This is a genomic window from Nocardia sp. CWNU-33 (assembly GCF_046764895.1).
In the GTDB taxonomy this organism is placed as follows: Bacteria; Actinomycetota; Actinomycetes; order Mycobacteriales; family Mycobacteriaceae; genus Nocardia.
On sequence record NZ_JBKOQN010000003.1, the window covers coordinates 351,677 to 371,312 of the forward strand.

The 19,636-nt window shown below is 65.8% G+C and carries 21 protein-coding genes; 5 read left to right on the plus strand and 16 right to left on the minus strand.

Going from position 1 to position 19,636, the window contains the following annotated elements:
* Positions 1–259: 259 nt before the first annotated feature.
* The 12 genes from ACLMAL_RS05635 to ACLMAL_RS05690 form a co-directional block, all read right to left on the minus strand.
* Entirely contained in the window at positions 260–1,498 is a 1,239-nt protein-coding gene (locus ACLMAL_RS05635; RefSeq protein WP_411998090.1) for a cytochrome P450 family protein, read from the minus strand.
* On the minus strand, positions 1,495–2,769 hold the full coding sequence (locus ACLMAL_RS05640; RefSeq protein WP_411998091.1) for a cytochrome P450: 1,275 nt from the start codon (positions 2,767–2,769) through the stop codon (positions 1,495–1,497). The genes ACLMAL_RS05635 and ACLMAL_RS05640 overlap by 4 nt, the downstream gene beginning before the upstream one ends.
* Positions 2,766–3,410 (minus strand): GTP-binding protein, encoded by a 645-nt coding sequence (locus ACLMAL_RS05645; protein WP_411998092.1) that lies wholly within the window; start codon positions 3,408–3,410, stop codon positions 2,766–2,768. Before ACLMAL_RS05645 ends, ACLMAL_RS05640 begins: the two co-directional genes overlap by 4 nt.
* On the minus strand, positions 3,391–3,762 hold the full coding sequence (locus ACLMAL_RS05650; protein ID WP_328407956.1) for a DUF742 domain-containing protein: 372 nt from the start codon (positions 3,760–3,762) through the stop codon (positions 3,391–3,393). Before ACLMAL_RS05650 ends, ACLMAL_RS05645 begins: the two co-directional genes overlap by 20 nt.
* The gene (locus ACLMAL_RS05655) at positions 3,759–4,175 is read right to left on the minus strand and encodes a roadblock/LC7 domain-containing protein (protein ID WP_411998093.1); all 417 of its coding nucleotides are present in this window, start codon (positions 4,173–4,175) and stop codon (positions 3,759–3,761) included. The genes ACLMAL_RS05650 and ACLMAL_RS05655 overlap by 4 nt, the downstream gene beginning before the upstream one ends.
* On the minus strand, positions 4,172–5,491 hold the full coding sequence (locus ACLMAL_RS05660) for an ATP-binding protein (RefSeq protein ID WP_411998094.1): 1,320 nt from the start codon (positions 5,489–5,491) through the stop codon (positions 4,172–4,174). The genes ACLMAL_RS05655 and ACLMAL_RS05660 overlap by 4 nt, the downstream gene beginning before the upstream one ends.
* Positions 5,492–6,459: 968 nt before the next feature.
* Positions 6,460–8,787: a heavy metal translocating P-type ATPase gene (locus tag ACLMAL_RS05665; protein ID WP_411998095.1), complete on the minus strand. Its 2,328-nt coding sequence runs from the start codon at positions 8,785–8,787 to the stop codon at positions 6,460–6,462.
* Positions 8,788–8,902: 115 nt separating this feature from the next.
* A complete protein-coding gene (locus ACLMAL_RS05670) occupies positions 8,903–9,046 on the minus strand; it encodes a hypothetical protein (RefSeq protein WP_411998096.1) in 144 nt (47 codons plus the stop codon).
* A gap of 25 nt (positions 9,047–9,071) precedes the next feature.
* Positions 9,072–10,007 carry a hypothetical protein gene (locus tag ACLMAL_RS05675; protein WP_411998097.1) on the minus strand — a complete coding sequence of 312 codons (936 nt, stop codon included), beginning with the start codon at positions 10,005–10,007 and terminating at the stop codon, positions 9,072–9,074.
* Positions 10,008–10,036: 29 nt separating this feature from the next.
* Positions 10,037–10,255 carry a heavy-metal-associated domain-containing protein gene (locus ACLMAL_RS05680; RefSeq protein WP_411998098.1) on the minus strand — a complete coding sequence of 73 codons (219 nt, stop codon included), beginning with the start codon at positions 10,253–10,255 and terminating at the stop codon, positions 10,037–10,039.
* A 74-nt stretch (positions 10,256–10,329) separates the two neighbouring features.
* Positions 10,330–11,748 carry an MFS transporter gene (locus ACLMAL_RS05685; protein WP_411998099.1) on the minus strand — a complete coding sequence of 473 codons (1,419 nt, stop codon included), beginning with the start codon at positions 11,746–11,748 and terminating at the stop codon, positions 10,330–10,332.
* A 526-nt stretch (positions 11,749–12,274) separates the two neighbouring features.
* A complete protein-coding gene (locus ACLMAL_RS05690; protein ID WP_411998100.1) occupies positions 12,275–13,036 on the minus strand; it encodes a carboxymuconolactone decarboxylase family protein in 762 nt (253 codons plus the stop codon).
* A gap of 119 nt (positions 13,037–13,155) precedes the next feature.
* Here ACLMAL_RS05690 and ACLMAL_RS05695 point away from each other — a divergent pair, with 119 nt between their 5' ends.
* Positions 13,156–13,713 (plus strand): TetR/AcrR family transcriptional regulator, encoded by a 558-nt coding sequence (locus ACLMAL_RS05695; protein WP_411998101.1) that lies wholly within the window; start codon positions 13,156–13,158, stop codon positions 13,711–13,713.
* Positions 13,714–14,002: 289 nt separating this feature from the next.
* Here the strand turns inward: ACLMAL_RS05695 and ACLMAL_RS05700 are convergent, their stop codons facing one another.
* A complete protein-coding gene (locus ACLMAL_RS05700) occupies positions 14,003–14,710 on the minus strand; it encodes a sterol desaturase family protein (RefSeq protein ID WP_411998102.1) in 708 nt (235 codons plus the stop codon).
* Between the two features lie 24 nt (positions 14,711–14,734).
* Entirely contained in the window at positions 14,735–15,457 is a 723-nt protein-coding gene (locus ACLMAL_RS05705) for a FadR/GntR family transcriptional regulator (protein ID WP_411998103.1), read from the minus strand.
* 188 nt (positions 15,458–15,645) lie between these two features.
* Here ACLMAL_RS05705 and ACLMAL_RS05710 point away from each other — a divergent pair, with 188 nt between their 5' ends.
* Entirely contained in the window at positions 15,646–15,990 is a 345-nt protein-coding gene (locus ACLMAL_RS05710; protein ID WP_411998104.1) for a YrdB family protein, read from the plus strand.
* Between the two features lie 347 nt (positions 15,991–16,337).
* Positions 16,338–16,670: a divalent-cation tolerance protein CutA gene (gene cutA / locus ACLMAL_RS05715; protein WP_411998105.1), complete on the plus strand. Its 333-nt coding sequence runs from the start codon at positions 16,338–16,340 to the stop codon at positions 16,668–16,670.
* 60 nt (positions 16,671–16,730) lie between these two features.
* On the opposite strand, the gene ACLMAL_RS05720 is transcribed toward cutA, so the two are convergent.
* Positions 16,731–17,075, minus strand: a complete 345-nt coding sequence (locus ACLMAL_RS05720; RefSeq protein ID WP_411998106.1) for a PCC domain-containing protein — start codon at positions 17,073–17,075, stop codon at positions 16,731–16,733.
* Positions 17,076–17,299: 224 nt separating this feature from the next.
* Positions 17,300–17,731, minus strand: coding sequence for a hypothetical protein (locus tag ACLMAL_RS05725; RefSeq protein ID WP_411998107.1), 432 nt, complete (start codon positions 17,729–17,731; stop codon positions 17,300–17,302).
* 85 nt (positions 17,732–17,816) lie between these two features.
* Between ACLMAL_RS05725 and ACLMAL_RS05730 the strand changes: the two genes are divergently transcribed.
* Positions 17,817–19,043, plus strand: coding sequence for a helix-turn-helix domain-containing protein (locus ACLMAL_RS05730; RefSeq protein WP_411998108.1), 1,227 nt, complete (start codon positions 17,817–17,819; stop codon positions 19,041–19,043).
* A gap of 236 nt (positions 19,044–19,279) precedes the next feature.
* Entirely contained in the window at positions 19,280–19,543 is a 264-nt protein-coding gene (locus ACLMAL_RS05735; RefSeq protein ID WP_411998109.1) for a helix-turn-helix domain-containing protein, read from the plus strand.
* Positions 19,544–19,636 lie beyond the last annotated feature (93 nt).

Genomic DNA, 19,636 nt, shown 5'->3' on the forward strand with positions numbered 1-19,636 from the left:
GCTGTGCCATGAATGCCTCCACCGCATCGAGTGACTGCACCCACAACACCAGTAATAGCCGGTGTGAGCATGTACCAAATGGGTCATGATCGAGGGTCACAACGCGCCGGAGTGCCGGGATGCCGGTTCGGCTTCGCACTGTCGGTTGGGCGCGGTCAGCTCTCGATGACGAGCGGAGGGAATCGCACGTCGGGCCGGCGGATCCGACCGCCTCGGGACCGCGTGGACCTCTGTCAGAGGTCTGATCAGCCCGGAAAGCTCAAAGAACCTTCAGGAGCACCGGGAAGGCCGCCAGATCGTTTTGGGTGAGTACCGGAAGGTTACGAATGTCCTCGTCCGGCACCGCGAGCCGCAGATCGGGGAACCGCTCGAACAATGCGGGTAGCGCGATGCCCGCCTCCAGCCTGGCGAGCGCGGCACCGGGGCAGATATGCGGGCCGTAGCCGAAGGCCATGTGCCGGTTGGCTGTCGGGCGCGAGAGGTCGAACTCGTCGGCGTCCTGGCCGTGCAGCGTGGTGTCCCTGCCGATCGCCCGATAGGACATGACCACACCGTCGCCCTTCGCGATCACCGTCTCGCCGACAGTGATGTCCTCGGTGGCGAACCGCATCAGCAGATGGGTGACCGGAGTGTCCCAGCGCAGTGTTTCCTCGACGGCGTTCTTCCACTCGAACTCGCCGCGGCGAATGCTGCTCAACTGGTCCGGCCGACGCAATAGTGCGCGCACGGCGTTCAGGATGAGGCCGACCGTCGTTTCGTGCCCGGCCGCCACCAGCGCCTGCAGATTGCCGACGACCTCTTCCTCGGTCAACGGCCGTCCGTCATCGTCGGCGCGGATGAGGGCGGTGGTCAGGTCGTCGGTCGGATCGGCGGTCTTCTTCCGCACCATGCCGGTGAAGTAGTCGGTCAGGTCGCTGATCACCTGTAACCGCTCATCCTGCGGGGTCAGCAGCGAGAAAAACGCCTTGTACCAGGTGAGCAGCATCGGGTGGTCACTGCGATCGACGCCCATGAGTTCGCTGATGACGCGCATGGGTAGGGGATAGGCGAACTCCGACTTGAGATCGATGACGGAGCCTTCGCGCGATGCCTCGGCAAGGTCGTCCAAGAGCTCGACGGTAAGTCGTTCGACCACCGGGCGCAGCGCGTCCAACCGCCGTGGCGTCAGCGCCTGGGTGGTTTTGATCCGCAGCCGTCGATGCTCGGCACCGTCCACGGTGAACATCGAACGGCCGACGTCGATCATGCCGATCAGTGGCCACTGTCTGGTCACGACACCGGATGTCCACAGCGACCAGGCGTTGATGTCTTTGATCAGTCGGGGGTCGGTGAGGAGTTGTTTGGCGAGTGCGTGTTCGGTGATGGTCCAGGCGGGCACGCCGAGCAGTTCGACGCGGGTGACCGGTCCCGCGGCGCGTAGTCGGGTGGTTTCCGCCGCGAGGTCGGTGACCAGGGGGTCGATGGCGATGGGTCCGGCATGCGGACATTCTTGGCTCACTGATGACCTCCGACAGCGCGAACGGGTGTGAAACGGACGGGCAGGGACACCATGCCGCGCATGAACACCGACGGGCGTCGGACCAGGCTTTCCGCGGGCACCGCGAGATCGATATCGGGCAGCCGGTCGAGGAAAACCTCGATGCCGGTCCGCGCGATGATTTCGGCGATCTGCTGCGCTGGGAACGGGCAGCGGTACTCGCCGTAGCTGAAAGCGAAGTGCGCGCTGTTGCCGGTATGGGCCGGTTCGCCGCTCGCGCTGAGATGTTGGCGGACATGGGGATCAGCATTGGCGGCGGCGAGTCCGAGCAGCAGCATGTCGCCCGCCCTGATGAGTTTGTCGCCGAGTCTGGTGTCACGAGCCGCCCAGCGACCTGCGAGGATCTGAGTCGGCGTTTCTTCCCACAGCACTTCGTTCATCGCCTGGCCCGCGCTGTGCCGCCCGCCGCCGAGTGCCGCGGCGAACCGGTCGTCGGTGAGCATCAGTCGCACCGAGCTCGCGAGCCAGTCCGCGGTTGTCAGGTGTCCCGCCGCCGTGATGGCCATCAGGTCCATCGCGTATTCCTGATCGGTGAACGGGGTCGGGTGCGCAAGCATCCGCGACACCAGATCGTCGCCAGGTCGCGCTTTCTTCACGGCGACCAGGTGTTGTATGCGTTCGAGGAGATGCAGGTAGGCCGTCTGCGCGTCCGCGCCGCCGTCGGCCATCGTCTTCATCAGCCAGGCCAGCTGCGGCCCGTCCGCATCGGGGAAGCCGACGATTCGTGCGATCGCCAGCACCGGAAGCGGCTCGGCGAAGTCGGCGACCAGATCGGCCGCGCCTCGTCCGCAGAATACGTCGATCAGCTGATCGGCCAAATCCTCACAGGTGCGCCGCAATTCGAAGGGGTCGACCGCTTCCAGTGCGGGTTCCACCATCGCGACGTGCCGCAGGTGCTCCGCGCCCGCGGTGAAGTAGATCGACGGCATCGGCCGCCCGACCATCGGGAGCAGTGGCCAATCCTCCGGGATGTTCGGCCACTGATTCCACAGACCGACGTCGCGGGGGAACAACTCCGGATCACTGGTGACCTGATGCAACTCGCGATAGCCGATGACAAGCCAGGCCGGAAATCCGCCGGGCAGTTCGACGGCGACCACCGGCCCGTGCTCGCGGCGCATCTCGCGATAGAGATGGTTCGGGTCGATCTGGAAACCGGGGCCGCTCAAGGGAACTGCGTGGGCGACCGGGCACTGCTGGGTATTGCCCGACGTGGCACTTGGCGTGGTCATGATGCGGGCTCCGAGGCGGTGAGGAGAGTGGGCCGGTCGGGTTCGGGTGTAACGGTGTACAGGTACTCGACCAGGGTGATCAGCACCTGCTTGCTGGATTCGCGTGACCTGGCGTCGCATTCGATGAGCGGTACCTGTGGGTCGAGATCGAGGGCTTCGCGCACGGCTGCGCCCCGATCCGACGGACCGCCGAAGTTGTTGCATGCCACGATGAATGGTGTCCGCTGGTGTTCGAGCCGGTCGATGGCGTACCACGAATCGGCGATCCTGCGCTGATCGACGAGCACGATAGCGCCGAGCGCACCGGTGAACAATCGGTCCCACAGGAACCAGAACCGTTCCTGGCCAGGGGCTCCGAAGAGGTAGAGGACGTTCTCGTCGTCGATGGTGATTCGCCCGAAGTCGAAGGCGACCGTCGTCGTCGATTTGCCCGGCGCGCCAGCCGGGTCGTCGATTCCCACGCCCGCGTTGGTCATTGTCGCCTCGGTGTCGAGCGGCCGAATCTCGCTGACCGAGCGGACCAGGGTGGTCTTGCCGACGCCGAAGCCGCCGACGATGACGATCTTGAGTCCATGGCGGGTGCTGCTGTTCAGCGGTGCGTCGGCCCGTGCGGGCCGGAGATCAAAGTTTACGGAGTCCAACGAGCACCTTCTCGAGGGTGGTGGCGTCGGGCAGCGAATTCCACGGCGCACCAGGAACTGTGGGGCCCGGCTGGGGATGACGCACGGTGATCTTGCCTGCGTGTAGCAGGTCCGAGAGCAGGACCGTTGTGATGCCGACCGGCAGCCGTAGCTCCGCCGCGATTTCGACGACGGCGGTGGGAGCCTGGCACATGCCGAGGATCGCCACGTGTTCGGACTGCATGCCAGGGGACGGATCGCACTCGCTGACCACGAGGGCGACCAGATCGAAGCTGTCGGAATCCGGTGTGCTCCGTCCGCCGGTCAGTGTGTAGAGCCGATCCGGGTCGTCGTCGCGGCCGCTCCAGCTCAAGACACGCTCTCTCCCCCGACGCGCGGTGCGGCGGCGAGGTAGTGCCCGAGTTGTTCCACGAGCTCCCGCATGTTGTGGCCGACCAGGCCCGCGTCCGCGTCTTCGGCGGCGACGACGGCGATATGCGCGCCCATACCGGCCTCTACGACGAACAGGATCCCGCCGTAGAACTCGGTCATCGACTGGCGCACACCGCCACGGCCGTCACCGAATTCGACGGAAGCCCCGTGCGAAAGGCTCTGGATACCCGCGGCGATGGCGGCGAACTGATCGGCGCTGTCGACGCCGAGTTCCGGTGTGTGGCAGATCTTCAGGCCGTCGCCGGACAGCAGCAGGGCATGTCGGGTGCGCGGGGTCTTGGACAGCAGTTGTTCCAACAGCCAGCCAAGCTGTGTCGGCAAAGACGTTGTCATCGATCGTTCTCCACAGCAACGGAAGGGGACGGTGATGCGGCGGTATCGGTCTCACGACCGGCCAGCGCACGCTGGAAAGCGCCCAACGCCGAAGGCGTCGATGCGGGCGGGGTCGCCGCGGTGTAGGTGGCGGCGTCGGGTGTGGACAGGCCATTGGGATGAGCCGCGGCCAGTGCGCTGCCTCTTTGCCGCTTCGGCAGCGCCGCTTCGGTCGGGGCCGGCTCGGGTTCGATAACGGGAGTCGGCACTGCGGCCGGCGCGGGGGTGGGCAGTGTGATCGTGGTGATCGATTCCGGTGTTCGTTCGACACGCGCGATGAGATCGCGCGGCACCACCATGACCACCGCGGTGCCACCGATGGCCGAGGGCCGGTAGGACACGGTCAGTCCGTGCTTGCGCGCGAGGTGACCGACCACGGCGAGGCCGAGCCGAGTACCGGAGAGGGAAGACAGGTCCGAGCCCGCTCGACTACCGCGCGCGTTGGGGCCCGAAACCGAGACGGCCTGCTGGGCACGGCGCAGCGCCGATTCGCTCATGACCAGTCCGCTGTCCTCGATGGTCAGCACGACACCGGCGGGGACCTCGGCGGCGTAGACATGGACTTCGGTGGTCGGCGGGGAGAAATTGCAAGCGTTGTCGAGCAGTTCCGCCAAGGTGTGCATCACGCCTTCGGCCGCGTGGCCCACGATGGCGATGTCGGTGATGGCGCGCAGTCGGACGCGCTGATATCCGGCGACTCGGCCCATCGCGCCACGCAGGATCGATTCCATGGCAATCGGTTTGGCCCATCGACGCCCGGACCTGGCACCGCTGAGTACGGCGATGCTGTCGGCGAGCCTGCCTGCCTGTGCGGTGCGATGATCGAGGTGCAGCAGGTCGGCAAGCACTCGCGGATCAGCGTGGCGATGTTCCATCTCCCGCAGCTCGGCGAGCATGCTGGTGGTCATTGCCTGCATGCGGCCCGCGGCGCCCGCGAAGGCGGACATGGCGGCGGCGCGGCGATTCTCGCTGGTCTTCGATGCTTGTTCACAGCCCGCTGCACGTTCGTTCGCGGCAGCGATTTCGGCCGCCGCTGTGGCTGCTGCCTCGGCGACGGTCGACGCAGTAGCTCGGCGGGCTCGTTCGGCCGCACCGCGGGCACGCGCGGCCTCACCGCGGTAGTGCGCGGCCCCGGTGATACTGGCGCACAAAATAATCGAGACCACGATCGCGCCCGCGGCTAGCGTAATACGGAATTCGGCCGGTGCGCTGACCACCGCTATCACGACAACAACCGCGCTCGTGACACCGGAGGTCAGCAGCGCTAGATAGGGCATGTGAAGACCAGGCGCGGCATGTTCCTGCAGCTCGCCATCCGGCGGATTCAATAACTCTGACAAGTTCCGTACTTCCGCACTCGCGTTCATCAGGGGGAGGTGCCGTAATTCCCCCGATCCCTCCTGCCCTGCGGGGGCCTTCGGCGAATATGCAGGCCACCAGGCAGTTTCGAATCTCGCGGACGAGCATAGCCGCCGAGGTCTGCGAACGAAAGAGTGATCTTCCATCAATGGGAACTGGTGGTGGGGCGCCAATGTGTGCGTAACCTGTTGTCTTACTTGAATTTTCAATCAGTACGGCATGCGGGCCGAGCCGGCACCGCGCAGGCCGGGTGCTGCGTGTTTGCGGTGCCCTGCCGTTATCTTTCGCACAACCGACGGCTGGGTCGTCACCGTTTGGTCGGGCCCTTTCGCGAGGCAGATGAATTCGGTTGCCGCAATGCCGGAATCGGCAATGCCGTCCACGTCCGGATTGCGGAAGGTCGGGCGGAGTGAATATCTCAGGTGCCGGGTGTTCGAGGCAGTAAGTAACGGGTAGTTGCCATTCTGTAGCTGATCGGCTCGCATTTCCAATAGGAAACGGGAACATTCACTACAAGGGCAGAAGCATGTCGATGCTTGATATTGCCTACCGAAGAATCAGCTCGACCAGGACACCCATCGGCTGGATATCGGTCGATATCGGGGCCGGTCCGGACACGATGGTGCAGTTCGGCGGATGCATCGCACGTCTCGGATCACCGACGATGAGGTCACACCGGCCGAGAACGACCGAATCACATTCCCGAGTACACGGCGGGCAGGTCATCCACTACGGAGTCGATCCGCGCCACGCGGGGTGGGACGGCTATGACGTGGGCGGCCGACGAGCTCGGGCCTGCGCCGAAGGGATAGTGGCGCAGCGGTTGCCGGACCGATGCGGGGCGGCACATGAGATGGGCCGCCCCGCCCGATCCGGTCCGAGTGGGCTACCGCGCGGTCGAGCGGAAGCCGCGCAGCCGCAGGCTGTTGCTCACCACGAAGACCGAGGAGAACGCCATGGCCGCGCCCGCGAGCATCGGGTTGAGCAGGCCCGCCATCGCCAGCGGGATCGCCGCGACGTTGTAGGCGAAGGCCCAGAACAGGTTGCCCTTGATGGTGCCCAAGGTCTTGCGGGACAAGCGGATGGCATCGACCGCGGCGCGCAGATCGCCACGCACCAGCGTCAGATCGCTTGCCTCGATGGCGACGTCGGTGCCGGTGCCCATGGCCAGTCCGAGATCGGCCTGCGCCAGTGCCGCGGCATCGTTGACGCCGTCGCCGACCATGGCGACGACCTTACCCTCGGCTTGCAGCCGTGCGACGGTGTCCACTTTGTCCATCGGCAATACCTCCGCGATCACCTCATCGATGCCGACCTGATCGGCGATCGCGCGGGCCGCGGCGGTATTGTCGCCGGTCAGCATGATCGGGGTGAGCCCGAGTGCCTGCAACTGCGAGATCGCTTCGGCGGAAGTGGGTTTCACCGCATCGGCGACGACGAGCACGCCACGTGCCTTGCCGTCCCAGCCCACCGCGACCGCGGTCTTGCCCTGTGACTCGGCTTCGTGCATCGCGCGCTCGAGGTCGGCGTCCAGCTGCTGTGACCAGTCGGCGAGTAGCCGGGCGCGCCCGACGATCACCGCGTGGCCGTCGACAACACCCTGCACGCCGAGGCCCTCGATATTCGCGAAGCCCTCGACCGGCTGCAGTTCACCGACCTTGTCGCGCGCGCTCTTGGCGATGGCCTGTGCGATGGGGTGTTCCGACGAATCCTCCAGCGCTCCGGCCAGTGTCAGGATCTCACCGGTGTCCTCGCCGACCGCGGCAACGACATCCAGCAGCGCCATCTTGCCGGTGGTGACGGTGCCCGTCTTGTCCAGCACCACGGTGTCCACCCGCCGGGTCGATTCGAGCACCTCGGGACCTTTGATCAGGATGCCCAGCTGCGCGCCTCGGCCGGTGCCGACCATCAACGCGGTCGGCGTGGCCAACCCGAGGGCGCACGGGCAGGCGATGATCAGCACCGCGACCGCGGCGGTGAAGGCCGCCGCGATGGAACCGCCGGTGCCGAGCCAGAATCCGAGCGTCGCAACCGACAGCGCGATCACGATGGGCACGAAGATCCCGGAGATCTTGTCCGCCAGCCGCTGGGCCTGCGCCTTGCCGGTCTGTGCGTCCTCGACCAGCTTCGCCATCTGCGCCAGCTGCGTATCGGAACCAACTCGACCGGCGCGCACCACGATTCGTCCACCGACATTCACCGTCGCGCCGACCACCGTATCGTCGGGCCCGACCTCGACCGGCACCGATTCACCGGTCAGCATCGAGGCGTCGACGGCGGAGGAACCCTCCACCACCACGCCATCGGTGGCGATCTTCTCACCCGGCCGCACGACGAACCGATCGCCGACAACCAACTGGTCGACGGGGATGCGCTGCTCGACCCAGCTGTATCCATCGCCTTGCTCCCGGGGCCCTGCGTGGTCACGCACGCTGCCTGCTCCGGGTCCGTCGCTCGCACGGCGCAGTACCGAAACCTCCTTGGCGCCGAGCTCCAGCAAAGCGCGCAGCGCAGCGCCTGCCCGGCGCTTGGAACGGGCCTCGAAGAAGCGTCCGGCGAGGATGAAGGTGGTGACGCCCGCCGCGGCCTCCAGGTAGATGCTGCCGCTGCCGTCCATCCGCGAGATGGTGAACTCGAAAGGATGCTTCATGCCCGGCATTCCTGCAGTGCCCCAGAACAGCGCATACAGCGACCAGCCGAGTGCGGCGATGGTTCCCATCGACACCAAGGTGTCCATGGTCGCCGTCCCATGGCGGAGATTGGTCCAGGCCGCTTTGTGGAACGGCAGCGCGCCCCAAGCGACGACCGGCGCAGCCAGCGTCAGCGACAGCCACTGCCAGTTGGTGAATTGCAGTGCGGGCACCATCGCCATGGCGATCACCGGCACGGTCAGCATCAGCGAGACCAGCAGGCGTGTGCGTAATGACGCGGTCGGATCCTGTTCGGCCGCAGCGGTTTCCGTCGGCACCTCGGTTTTCGGCGCGGGCAGCGCCGCGGTGTAGCCTGCCTGCTCGACCGTGGCGATCAACTCCGCAGGCGAGACATCACCGCTGAAGTCGACCCGAGCCTTCTCAGTCGCGTAGTTCACGGTCGCGGTGACGCCGTCGAGCTTGTTCAGCTTCTTCTCGATGCGATTGGCGCAGGACGCGCAGGTCATGCCACCGATTACCAATTCGACCTGACCGCTGGCCGGTGGTTGCGTCGTGGTGGTCATCGTCTGCTCCGTTCTGTGCGGCAAAGGGGCTTGTTGGGGAGCGGGCGTGCCCGCTGTGGGTCGGTTACGGGTTATTCGAGTGGATTCGGTGCGGGTGGCTGCTTGCGGTCCGGCGTCAGCGGGATCGGCAGCAACCACGCTGGGGTTCGTCGACGCGGACCAGTGACAGGGAACTCGGATCGGTGTGCGGGCCTAGTGCCGGAGTTGGTTCGGCGGTGGTGGTCTGCTCGTTGCCGGTCGGCCGAGTTTCGGGGGTCATTGTTGCTCCGTTCGGGGTGGCACGGTCAGTGGCCGTGTGCGGGTTCCGGCGCGGTGGCACTGCTGGTGGGCGCTGGACCAGGGGCGACGCTGAGAGTGAATTCGGCTGTGCGGACGACTCCTTCGTGCCGGAAGTCGAGGAACAGTCGGTAGTCGCCCGCGCTGGGTGCGGTGACGGCGAAGGTTATGCCGGGGCCTGCCGGGGTGATGCCGTCACCGGGATGGCCTTCGGGGTGGACGTGCAGGTAGCCGAGGTCGGCGGCCCGCAATGCGACGAGGTGACCGTAGGCGCCCAGGTAGGGCTGTAGGTCGGTGACCGGCTTGCCGTCGCGGCGCACCGAGAGGGTGACGCTGGAGGCTTGTCCTGGCGTAACCGCGCCGCTCGAGGTGACCGTGTAATCGCCGACCGTGCTGGTGGTCGCCGATGCGGGCAGTGGCTGTGCGTCGTAGTTACCTGCCACCCGCAGGTCAGCGCCGAGGGTGAGGTTGTCGCTGCCTTCCGCGGTGAAATCGGCGAATACCCGGTAGTCACCGGCGCGAGTGAGATCCAGTGGGACACTCCATGTTCCAGCCTGGTCGAGGGTGGGGTGCACGTGCTGGAAACCGACCATGTCGCGGCGAACCACGATCAGATGCAGATCCTTGTCGTGACTGCGCACGTAGCGGGTCACCGGCGCGCCTGCCGGATTCAGGATGCGGAAACGCAGGGGAACATTCGCTGCCGTGCTGGTCTGAGTGGTGTCCAGCCGCAGGGTGTAGCCGTTTTGCGTGGCCATAAGTCCGGCAGGGTATTCCTCGGAGTTCGGCCCGCCAGTGGTGGCGGGCCCTTCCGCGTGGGTATTCGAATCGTGCGCGGCCGGTTCGGTGGGGTCTGGTCCGATCGCGGCACCGATGGCCAGAGCGATCCCGAAGACCGCTGCGAGACCGAGGGCGAAGCCGGCGAAGTTGCTGGATGCGTTCATCGGGATGCTCCGTTCTGAAAGATGTCGAGTTAGTCGGTGACCTGGTAGCCGGCCTTGTCGACGGCCGCGGCGATCGCGCCGGGCTCGACCGGGGTCGCGCTGTCGACGGTGACCCTGCCGGTGGCGAGGTCGACGTCGACAGCGGTGACGCCGGCGATCTTGCCGACCTCCTTGCTGACCGAGTTGACGCAGCAGCCACAGGTCATTCCGGTGACGGTGACAGTGGCGGTGGTGGCTGCGGTGCTCATGAGGTCTCTCCTTCTGGCGATGGCGGCGCCTGCCGCCTCATTCGATTTTTACCATACCCCCCTAGGGTATTTTGTCAATTGGTTTCGGGCGTGGATTCCCGCTCGGGGGTGCGCATGGTCACCGCCGCGATGCCCGCCCCGGCAATCGCGATGCCGCCCGCGCCGAGGAATGCTGCCGAGAAACCACTGGTCAGGGCGGGAAGATCGCCGATCTTGTCGGCGCCGAACGCGGTGGCGACCGCGGTCATCGCGGCCAGCCCGATGGCCGAGCCGACCTGGTAGCTGACGTTGACGATGCCGGAGGCCAGGCCGCCCTCTTCGGGACGCGCCGCAGAGATAGCCGTACCCAGTGAGGGTATGAAGGCCAGCGACATGCCACCCGCGGCGACCAGCGAGGCGGGCAATACATCGATCCAGAAGTTGCTGGTCGGCCGGACCAGTGACATGAGCCCCAGCCCGACGCCGAGCACCAGCAGGCCGGTGACGATCATCGGCTTCGCGCCGAAACGCTGCATCGCCCGCGGTGCGATCACCACCATGCCGAGCATGATCAGCGTCGTCATCGGCAGCAGCGCCGCGCCCGACGGGAATGCGCGGTAGCCGAGCACCTGCTGTAGGTAGAGGTTGAGGAAGAACCACATCGGGACCCAGGCCGCGCCGAGCAGCAGCTGGGCGATATTGGCTGCGGCGAGGTTCGGTGCGCGGAAGATGCTCAGCCGCATCAGCGGCTCGCTGCGGCGAGATTGCAGGTAGACGAATCCGGCGAGCAATGCGGCCGCGGCGGCGAGGACCGCCCAGGTCTGTCCGGACGCCCAGCCGACCTCGGGTGCGCGGACGATGCCGTAGACGGCGGCGGCGAGTCCCGCGGTGACGGTGGCGGAACCGAGCAGATCGACCGATCCGGAGCGGGCCGGTGTGCTCGGCATCAGTGCGGGAACGGCGATGAGTGCGAGCGCGGCGATCGGGATGTTGATGTAGAAAACCCAAGGCCAGCTGATGTATTCGGTGATCACACCGCCGAGGAACACGCCTGCGGTGCCGCCGGCGGGTGCGGCGGCGCCGTATACGGCGAGTGCCTTCGTCAGCTCCTGTGGCGAGGAACCGAACAGCATCATCAGCAGTGTCAGTGCCGACGGTGCGATGAGGGCGGCCCCGCCACCCTGGAAGGCGCGACCGGCGAGCTCGATGCCGACGGTGCCTGCCGCGCCTGCGATAGCGGATCCGGCCAGCAACACCACCCAGCCCGCGGCGAATACTCGTCGCGCGCCGAGGAGGTCGGACAGTCGGCCGCCGAGTAGCAGCAGTCCACCGAAGGCGACCACGTAGGCGTTGAACACCCAGGTCAGGTTCTCCTGGGAGAAGCCGAGTTCCGCCTGCATCTTCGGCAATGCGATGCCGATGATCGAGGTGTCCATGATGACCATGAATTGCGCGGCGGCAATCACCGCTAATGCCAACCACTTTCGCGTGGTCGGTCGTACTTGCGTAGTCATGTCGATTCCGTCCTTTCCGAACAGCTGAACGATGGTCGGTACCATACCCCCCTAGGGTATTGATCTGTTAAGATCGATACCGCCCGGATTCGCTCGGAAGGGCGTCGTGGCAGCTGGTCTGTGGTCGATGAGGTGAACGGTGCGGCGGCATTGCAGAGGATGTTGCGGAGGGTGCGGCGCTATCGGAGCGTGGATCTCGACGGTGTTGTGGAACCACATGCCAACACTCGAACGCCCCGTGTGGATCTATGTCCTGCCTGGGGTGGTGTGCGGAACGCGTTCTCGTCCGGGTAGATCCGATGTTCCGAGTGGGACTGCACCGGGCTGGGCCTGTGCGCGCGGAAATGCCGCGAGCCCGGAAATGCCGCGAGCCCGGAAATGCCGCGAGCCCGGTCCTGACGATCGATGATCGTCAGGACCGGGCTCTACGGTGATCGGCCGATCGACGGCGCGGATTCGGTCGCTCGTCGCCTAGCGCGGGCGTAGCCGGAATCGAGTCGGGCGGAGCGCGAATCGAGGGTGGCGTTCAGGATTCGGGACGGTAGCTGACAACAGCGACCGCCGGTGCCGACACGACCTGCACCTCGGCGGTTTCCGAGACTTTGACGTGCAGGAAGCCGCCTTCGATCAGCACCTGGACGTTATCTATAGTGCGGACGGGCCGCCCCTCGTTGTCGAGTATCGAGTAGCCCTCGACCAGTGCGACTGTGCGTGCCGAACGCCATTTCGTAGTCATTGCAGTGTCTTTCGGGGTGAGGGCCGCGGCCGGCGGGAAGTCCAGCTCCGGCTGTGCGACGTGATTGAAGTAGTTGGACAGGATGTTCAGCGATACGTGGCCGACGATCTCGCTCAGCTCGGCGTCGCTCACCCCGCGCTGCCGGGCCGAGGCGATCAAGCCGTCGTCGACGCGGCCGCGGGATCGCAGCACTTCCTTGGCGAAGTGCAGTACCGCATCCACGTGCGGGTCTTCGGCGGTGGCTGCGCGGGTGGCCGCGATCGCCTCATCGGTGAACCCCATCCGTCCGGCCCGCATGGTGTGCGCGGCCACGCAGTAGTCGCAACCGTTTTCGCCGGCCACCAGCAGCGCAAGCTGCTCGCGGACGCGGGCGGAGAGCTTTCCGTGCGTCAGCGCGTCACGCAGGGTGAGGTAGCCGCGCAGCGTCGCCGGGCTGTTCGCCATGGCGGCATAGAGATTCGGGACCCGGCCCAGCTGTCGTTGAACTTCGGTCAGCAGATCCGCCTGCTCCGCGTCGGCGGTTTCGGTGGAGACGAGAGGTAGCCGCGACATGTGCACTCCATGCTCGAACGTGATGGTACCGATCGGTACCGAAATGAAACGGTACCGATCGGTGCCGAACTAGTCAAGTCAGATGGTACTGACTGGTTCCGTCCTGGTATGGTGGCGTCATGGCAACACAGGCCAAGCAGCGTTTGCTCGCCACCGCGGAGGAGCTGTTCTACGCCGAGGGCATCCGCGCGGTCGGCGTCGACCGCCTGCTTCAGGAGTCCGGCGTCGGCCGTGCCTCCTTCTATCGCCACTTCACCAGCAAGGACGACCTGGTCGTCGCGGTGCTCGAGGGCCGCGACCGCCGCTGGCTGGACTGGTTGCGGGAATCGGTCGATTCGAAAGCGCCCGACCCGGCCGACCGCCCGCTGGCCGTATTCGATGCCCTCTCGGAACGCTTTGCCCGCAAAGACTTTCGTGGCTGTGCCTTCATCAACACCATGGTCGAAGTAGCCGACCCCACTGCCGCCGCACACCAGGCAGCAGATCGACACAAGCGCCGAGTAATCGACTACCTCACCGAACTCCTCACCGCGGCAGGCAGATCCGACGCCCCCGAACTCGCCGCCGAATTCGCCCTCCTGGTCGACGGTGCCATCGTCACCTCCGTCCGTGAAGCGAGTCCCGCCGCCGCCCACCGTGCTCGTGCGATCGCCACGCGCCTGCTCGCTTCGAACTGACCGACGGAGCGGCCAGTCCGGTGGACGACGACGTGTGGCACGCCGGCGAGAGCGCTTCCCGGCGTGGCCGCAGCCATGTGCCACTCACGCGAACCCGGCATCGTTGGTCCCCGCGCGAAATCCGCCAACCCGGCCGCATCATGCCTGCTGGTGGTCATCGCCCGTCTCCCGACTCGGCCGCTCGCTGCTGCTGACAGGGGAGTCGGAGGGCCGAGCGGTCGGGGGTGATGGGCCGAAGCCGACAGCCGACGCGTGGACCGGTGTCCTGCGGAGCGTCGGCTGTCGGCGGTCAGGCGGAGTGGAGGTTGCGGGCGGTGGGGGAGGCGGTGACTTCGGCAGGGTCCGGGTGGGTGCCGAACAGGCGGTCGGCGGTGCCGGAGGTGGTGACGGTGAACCAGTAGTGCTCGTTCTTGTAATGGTGGTGGCGGTGGTTGCGCCAGACCGCGCGGTAGAGCGAGCCTTGCGGCTTGTAGTCGGTGTGGATCAGGTAGTGGGTCCACTCGTAGCCGAGGCCGAGCAGGGTGATGGTGAGCAGGAAGGTCAGGCCGAGGCCAAGGCGTGGGAATGCCAGGGCGGCGAGGGCGATGAAGACGACGACCAGTACCGACAGAGTCTTGGTCGGGATGAAGATCAACGGGATATTGCGCGGATCAACATGGTGCTCACGGTGTTTGCGGGCCAGCTCGCTGTCGATGGCGACCGGGCCGAGCTTGCGTGGCCGCCAGTGCAGCACGGTGACGTGCACGATCCATTCGAAGATCGGGAACACCGCGAGCATCACGGCAGGCACCAGCGCGTCGGTCAACTGCCAGTCGTCCACGATGATTCGGCCGGCGAGGGCCGCGAGCAGGGTGACGCCGATGAGCCACGGCGAAGGGTGCCGGACGAACTCGCGGAAGGCCTCGCCGAGGGTGAGGCCGCGCCGCAGCGCCCGCTCGTCTCGCTGGACGCGTGCCCGGGCGCTCGAATCCTGTTCGGGGGAATGCGGTTTCGTCATGGTTCTTCCTCAGGTGAAGCGTGATCAGTGCCCGCCGAGGGCATCGATCAGGATGGTGGTCGCCGGCTCGAGCAGTGCCCGGGCGATCTCGGCGGCCTGTTGCGGCCGGCCCGCCACGATGGCGGCGGCCAGTTCGCGGTACGCCTCGACATTGCCCACCTCGGCGGACATGATCGGAGCCAGCGCGGTGAGCGCGGGTTCGTAAGCGGCGCTGAGCATGTTGAACATCAGCCGGAACACGATGGAATCGGCCGCGTCGATGATGTGATCCCAGAACTCCATCGCATGCCGCTGCTGGGCGACCGGATCCTGTTCTGCGGCAAGTGCTGTCACGGTGCGCTCGAGCGCCGCACCGACGGTGGCGGAGTCGGTCTTACCCAGCCGCGTAGCCGCCAACTCGGCAACCTTCGGCCCGTTGTGCAGCCGAGCCTCGAGAATGCTGCGCGCAACCCCCGGATCCAACTCCCCGCCCTGCACCAGCAGCCGAGGCAAAACCTCCAGCCCGGCCCCCCGCCGATAATCCAGCACAGTCGTCGCATCCCCCTGCCGCACCGCAACCAACCCAGCCGCCGCCAGCCGCTGCAAGGCCTCTCGAACCGCAGGCCGAGAAACCCCCAACGCCTCCGCCAACTGCCGCTCACTAGGCAAAGTCGCCCCCGGCGCCAACTCGCCACTCAACACATCCGCCGCGATCTGCTCGAACACATCGCCGGACACCGACCGCTTGACCACCGGTTGCAACGCCATGTCTTTACTGTGCGCCACGTCGGCCAGATGGTCAAGTGGTCAGACCAATTCCGTGATCGCATCGCGGCACCGTTCTCCCGTTCGACGTCCGCTGTCGGTACCGGGCAGCAACTTGACGAAGGCGAGCCCATCCTGCACACTGCTCTCAATGGAGAGCAGTGCTCTCGTAGATTCGAGGGAGAACGGACATGCAGGAAGTCTGGAAATGGGCCAACCTCACGCTGGCATTCGTGATGGAGTTGGCCGCGCTCGCGGCGCTAGCGCTGTGGGGCTGGAAGACCGCCACCGCGATTCCGGTCAAGCTCGTATTGGCTGTGGGAGCGCCTCTCCTCGCGGCGGTGGCGTGGGGCCTTTTCGCGGCGCCGAATGCGACATTCGACAACTCACTGCTCGCGGTCGCCACCAAGGTCGTGGTTTTCGGCAGCGCTGCGGTCGGATTGTGGGCCGTGAGCTACCGAGCGGCCGCGGTCGTCTTCGTCGCCGTCCTGGTCGCGAACCTGTTGGCGATCAGGCTCGGGCACATCACCCCGTGAGCACGCCGCGTGTTGTACGGGTTCAGGAGATCTTGCGGGAAGGGTGCGGTGACCTGCGTGAAACCCCAAGCCCCGTCTGCTCCGCCAGCGCGAGCCTCGTCGACGACGCCCGAATCCGCAAGGTAGATCCGAACACTCATGCGGCCGACCATATTCGGCCAACCCTTTCGCGCCGCCGGTCGGCCGGAGCACAATCCGAAAGGTCCAGGCGGAGCGAACAACTGGGCTCAATCGCTGCCTACGATGCGATAGATCCGCATCTATTGCCTGGCCTTCAACGACCCTGACACGGACGATCACTGCTGGATATGTCTGCCGATTTCGCTGAAACGCCTAGTCTGATCGGCATGCCTGCCGCGCGAATTTGGGCCGTAACCTCGACCACTGCAACGGAAGCCGACGCGCGGTCGCTCGCGCGCGTGATCGTCACGGAGAAGCTGGCCGCAGGCGCAGAGATCACAGGTCCGGCGATCTCGGTCTTCTGGCATCTCGGCGAGCTCGGCGAAGGCACCGAATGGCGCGTCACGCTCCGCACGTCAGCGGGTGTCCGCGATCGGCTCGCGGCTCGAATCGCCGAGATCCACCCTTGGGACAGCCCAGAGGTGTCCGCCGCTCCCGTCGAATGGTGCTCGGACAGCTACGCAGAATGGATCGAGCGAACGACAGTTGCATCGGAATAGGTACGCGAGCCAAATATGGGTACTACGCCCAGTCTTCAGATGTCCCGATGCCGACGACCGCTACTGATCACGCACTGGACGCGGAATTACGTACGCCCGCGCGAACCAAGTGCCGATGTGCGCCTCGTCTACATGGCCGGCAATAGCCCTGTCGCCTTGGACCGCCATGGTCGCGTGGACGTGGACTTTGCCGTCACGGATCTCGCCGGATCCGTGCATCTCGGCCGGTAGCGCATAGGTGCTGACGATGTCCTTCGTTGCGTCATCGGCAGGCATGGTCGAGATGGTGAAACGGTCGACTCCTCCGATCAGGCTCACGATCGCGGCATCAGTGATTTCGGCTGCTTCCGCTTGTGCAGTAAGGGATTTCATCATTTCACCATCGTTGACCTCGAACACCAGCATGGCCTCACCTTCCCTGACAATGGGCTCAGACGAGCTAGCACCGTAGCCGAGCACCACCGAGCACCGACAGCTACGCGGAATGGGTCGAGCGAACCATAGCTGCACTGGAATAGGTACGCGGCCACGTCGCTCGTTTCGCCAGATCGCGCGCCTCGCCGGTGCCCGACACGCGTCTGAATCCGCACCGCGCCGTCGGCCGCTGCGGACGATGCGCGGATCCGCGATCACACCGCCAGGATTGTCGTAACCAGAGCCGACAGTGGCGGCAGGTCAGTACCAGGGCTTGGTGGCTTGACCCAATAGCAGCCCTCGCGAGTGTGACGGCCGAGGCTCGTGGGCAGCATCAACGCACTTCCCGGCACCGGAATACACACGTCCATGCGGATGAGTCCTTCGTAGATTTGCAGGCCGGGAGCGCAGTCTGCGCGGACCACAAAGGTCCATCGAATCTGACGGGCCAGCAGCGGACCAGGAAGGTGCTGCCTGACAAGTGAATCGAGAACGCGCCGGGCGCGGTCGTTGGGCACGTGCACAACACCCACGGCGGAGGTGACCGGGAGCATCACATAGCCTCCGCGCTCCTGTACCGGTAGCGCAAATTCCTGTCGATAGAACGCCACCCACTCGTCGACCGCTCGCATCGCGTCCACGTTCATTGCTTAAACGTAAGAGCGCGAAGGCCCGTTGTAGGGGATAGTTTGTACCTGATACCCAGCATTTATCCTGGTGAGGTGGTCGGTGATGGCTTCCTTCGATGACAACAACCTGCCCGTCGGTGCGCGGATCCGATTGCACCGCGATCGGATCGGCATGTCACGCCCGGTACTGGCGGGGCTGGTCGGGCGCAGCCCGGAATGGCTGAAGGCCGTCGAGAACGGTCGGCTGCATCCACCGCGTTTGCCGATGTTGCTCCGGCTGGCTCGAGCGCTCGGCCTAGCGGATCTCGCCGATCTGACCGGCAACGGTTACGCCGTACCGGTTTCGGTCTATGCGGGTCCCCAGCATCCCGCGCTCACGGCCGTGCAAACGGCGCTCACCGAATATCGAACCGGCACGGCATCTGCTGAACCCGATCTCGCCCACCTCGTCCTTCGCCTCGATCAAGCATGGCGTATCCGCCATGCGTCCCCTGATCACCGAACCCAACTGGGTGCACTACTGCCCGGCCTGATCCGGGACGCGCAGTCGTTGGCGCGCAATGCGACTGGGGACGATCGTCGCTCAGCGCGCAAACTGCTGTCCGGCGTTTATCAGCTCACCGATTTCTATGTCGCCTATCAACCCGCGCCTGAGCTGGTCTGGTTGGTCGCCGACCGTGCACTTGCCGAGGCATATGAAGCCGACGACCCGTTCACAATCGGCGGAGCCACCTGGGCGATGGTGCAAGCTCTGCGTGACGCGGGCCGCTGGGAAGAGGCATTGGCCTTGGCCGACAGCGCAATCCGCGCACTGACTACGCACCTCGACAGTGCTCCCCCCGACTGGCACGGCATGGTCGGCGCGTTGGAGGCCGAAGTCGCCTACGTGTACGCCAGGCGTGGGCGATATGGCGACGCCTGGCGACATTGGGAGCGAGCCGATCGCATCGCGACCACCCTCGGCCCCGACTACCGCCACACTCAATCGTCGTTTTCCCAGCCGGTCATGGCGGCCCATGCCACGACTCTCGGCGTCGAACTGCATCGTCCAGGCGAAGCGCTGCGTGCGGCCGCCGCCATCGATCCGGCCACGATCGCATCAGTGCCCCGCCGGAGTCGGCACTTGATCGAAACAGCCCGTGCCGAATCGCAGCGCGAGGACCACCACGCCGCACTCGCCTTGCTGGAGCAGGCGGCGCAGGTTGCGCCGGAAACCATTCGCTATAACGGCTTTGCCCGCGACATCGTGCACAGCCTTGTGGCCCGACCGCCCGCAGGCACGCGAGACCGCCTCCGGGACCTCGAGCGGCGGATCGGCCTCGCTGCGTGAAGTAGGGGCAGCGTCCGCCATCGGACGGAGTTCGCGTGCTGCTGGCAGCCGGGGTGCGGAAAAGTGCCCTGTTCGCGGGGGAACAGCTGGGGTCGGAGCCTCGGATGGCGCCGAGGAAGGCAGTGAAGCCGCGACTAGCGACGTAGACCCACATCAGGGCGATAAATGACCTGTGAAGCCGAGCATGGCCCCGCCCATGACGAGTTCGATCGCGGAACCGGCAAAGGAGAGCTGTAATGACCCACAGTCGCTGGAGCGCACGGAAGGAAGAGGGCCATTCTGAAGCCGAAGCCGTGGTTGAAGTACGTCAGGAGATCCGCCTGGCGATGGCATTGGCCGAAGCGGTTTACATTCGCCGCACAGAACTCGGGCTCACCCAGGCCGAACTCGCCGCCCGCGCGGGGCTGACCCAGGCGAAAATCTCCCGTATCGAGGGCTCCGACGCTGTCCCAACCCTTCCGCTTCTAGCGAACTCGCACATGCGCTGGATGCTTCACTGAACATCGCCATTGACGAGGAAGACGCACGAGTTAGTTTCACGGCACACACGAGCGCCACATAACCGGAACTGCATCCGCGAACTCAGCCGCCGG

What these genes read in the sequence shown, in the direction of transcription:
- ACLMAL_RS05695 (WP_411998101.1), top strand. Translation starts at nt 13,156, where the DNA reads ATGGCAACACAGGCCAAGCAGCGTTTGCTCGCCACCGCGGAGGAGCTG.
- ACLMAL_RS05665 (WP_411998095.1), bottom strand. Translation starts at nt 8,787, where the DNA reads ATGACCACCACGACGCAACCACCGGCCAGCGGTCAGGTCGAATTGGTA.
- ACLMAL_RS05675 (WP_411998097.1), bottom strand. Translation starts at nt 10,007, where the DNA reads ATGAACGCATCCAGCAACTTCGCCGGCTTCGCCCTCGGTCTCGCAGCG.
- ACLMAL_RS05685 (WP_411998099.1), bottom strand. Translation starts at nt 11,748, where the DNA reads ATGACTACGCAAGTACGACCGACCACGCGAAAGTGGTTGGCATTAGCG.
- ACLMAL_RS05700 (WP_411998102.1), bottom strand. Translation starts at nt 14,710, where the DNA reads ATGACGAAACCGCATTCCCCCGAACAGGATTCGAGCGCCCGGGCACGC.
- cutA (WP_411998105.1), top strand. Translation starts at nt 16,338, where the DNA reads ATGCCTGCCGCGCGAATTTGGGCCGTAACCTCGACCACTGCAACGGAA.
- ACLMAL_RS05670 (WP_411998096.1), bottom strand. Translation starts at nt 9,046, where the DNA reads ATGACCCCCGAAACTCGGCCGACCGGCAACGAGCAGACCACCACCGCC.
- ACLMAL_RS05660 (WP_411998094.1), bottom strand. Translation starts at nt 5,491, where the DNA reads ATGCCCTATCTAGCGCTGCTGACCTCCGGTGTCACGAGCGCGGTTGTT.
- ACLMAL_RS05725 (WP_411998107.1), bottom strand. Translation starts at nt 17,731, where the DNA reads ATGAACGTGGACGCGATGCGAGCGGTCGACGAGTGGGTGGCGTTCTAT.
- ACLMAL_RS05730 (WP_411998108.1), top strand. Translation starts at nt 17,817, where the DNA reads ATGGCTTCCTTCGATGACAACAACCTGCCCGTCGGTGCGCGGATCCGA.
- ACLMAL_RS05640 (WP_411998091.1), bottom strand. Translation starts at nt 2,769, where the DNA reads ATGACCACGCCAAGTGCCACGTCGGGCAATACCCAGCAGTGCCCGGTC.
- ACLMAL_RS05710 (WP_411998104.1), top strand. Translation starts at nt 15,646, where the DNA reads ATGCAGGAAGTCTGGAAATGGGCCAACCTCACGCTGGCATTCGTGATG.
- ACLMAL_RS05690 (WP_411998100.1), bottom strand. Translation starts at nt 13,036, where the DNA reads ATGTCGCGGCTACCTCTCGTCTCCACCGAAACCGCCGACGCGGAGCAG.
- ACLMAL_RS05735 (WP_411998109.1), top strand. Translation starts at nt 19,280, where the DNA reads ATGACCCACAGTCGCTGGAGCGCACGGAAGGAAGAGGGCCATTCTGAA.
- ACLMAL_RS05680 (WP_411998098.1), bottom strand. Translation starts at nt 10,255, where the DNA reads ATGAGCACCGCAGCCACCACCGCCACTGTCACCGTCACCGGAATGACC.
- ACLMAL_RS05655 (WP_411998093.1), bottom strand. Translation starts at nt 4,175, where the DNA reads ATGACAACGTCTTTGCCGACACAGCTTGGCTGGCTGTTGGAACAACTG.
- ACLMAL_RS05705 (WP_411998103.1), bottom strand. Translation starts at nt 15,457, where the DNA reads ATGGCGTTGCAACCGGTGGTCAAGCGGTCGGTGTCCGGCGATGTGTTC.
- ACLMAL_RS05720 (WP_411998106.1), bottom strand. Translation starts at nt 17,075, where the DNA reads ATGCTGGTGTTCGAGGTCAACGATGGTGAAATGATGAAATCCCTTACT.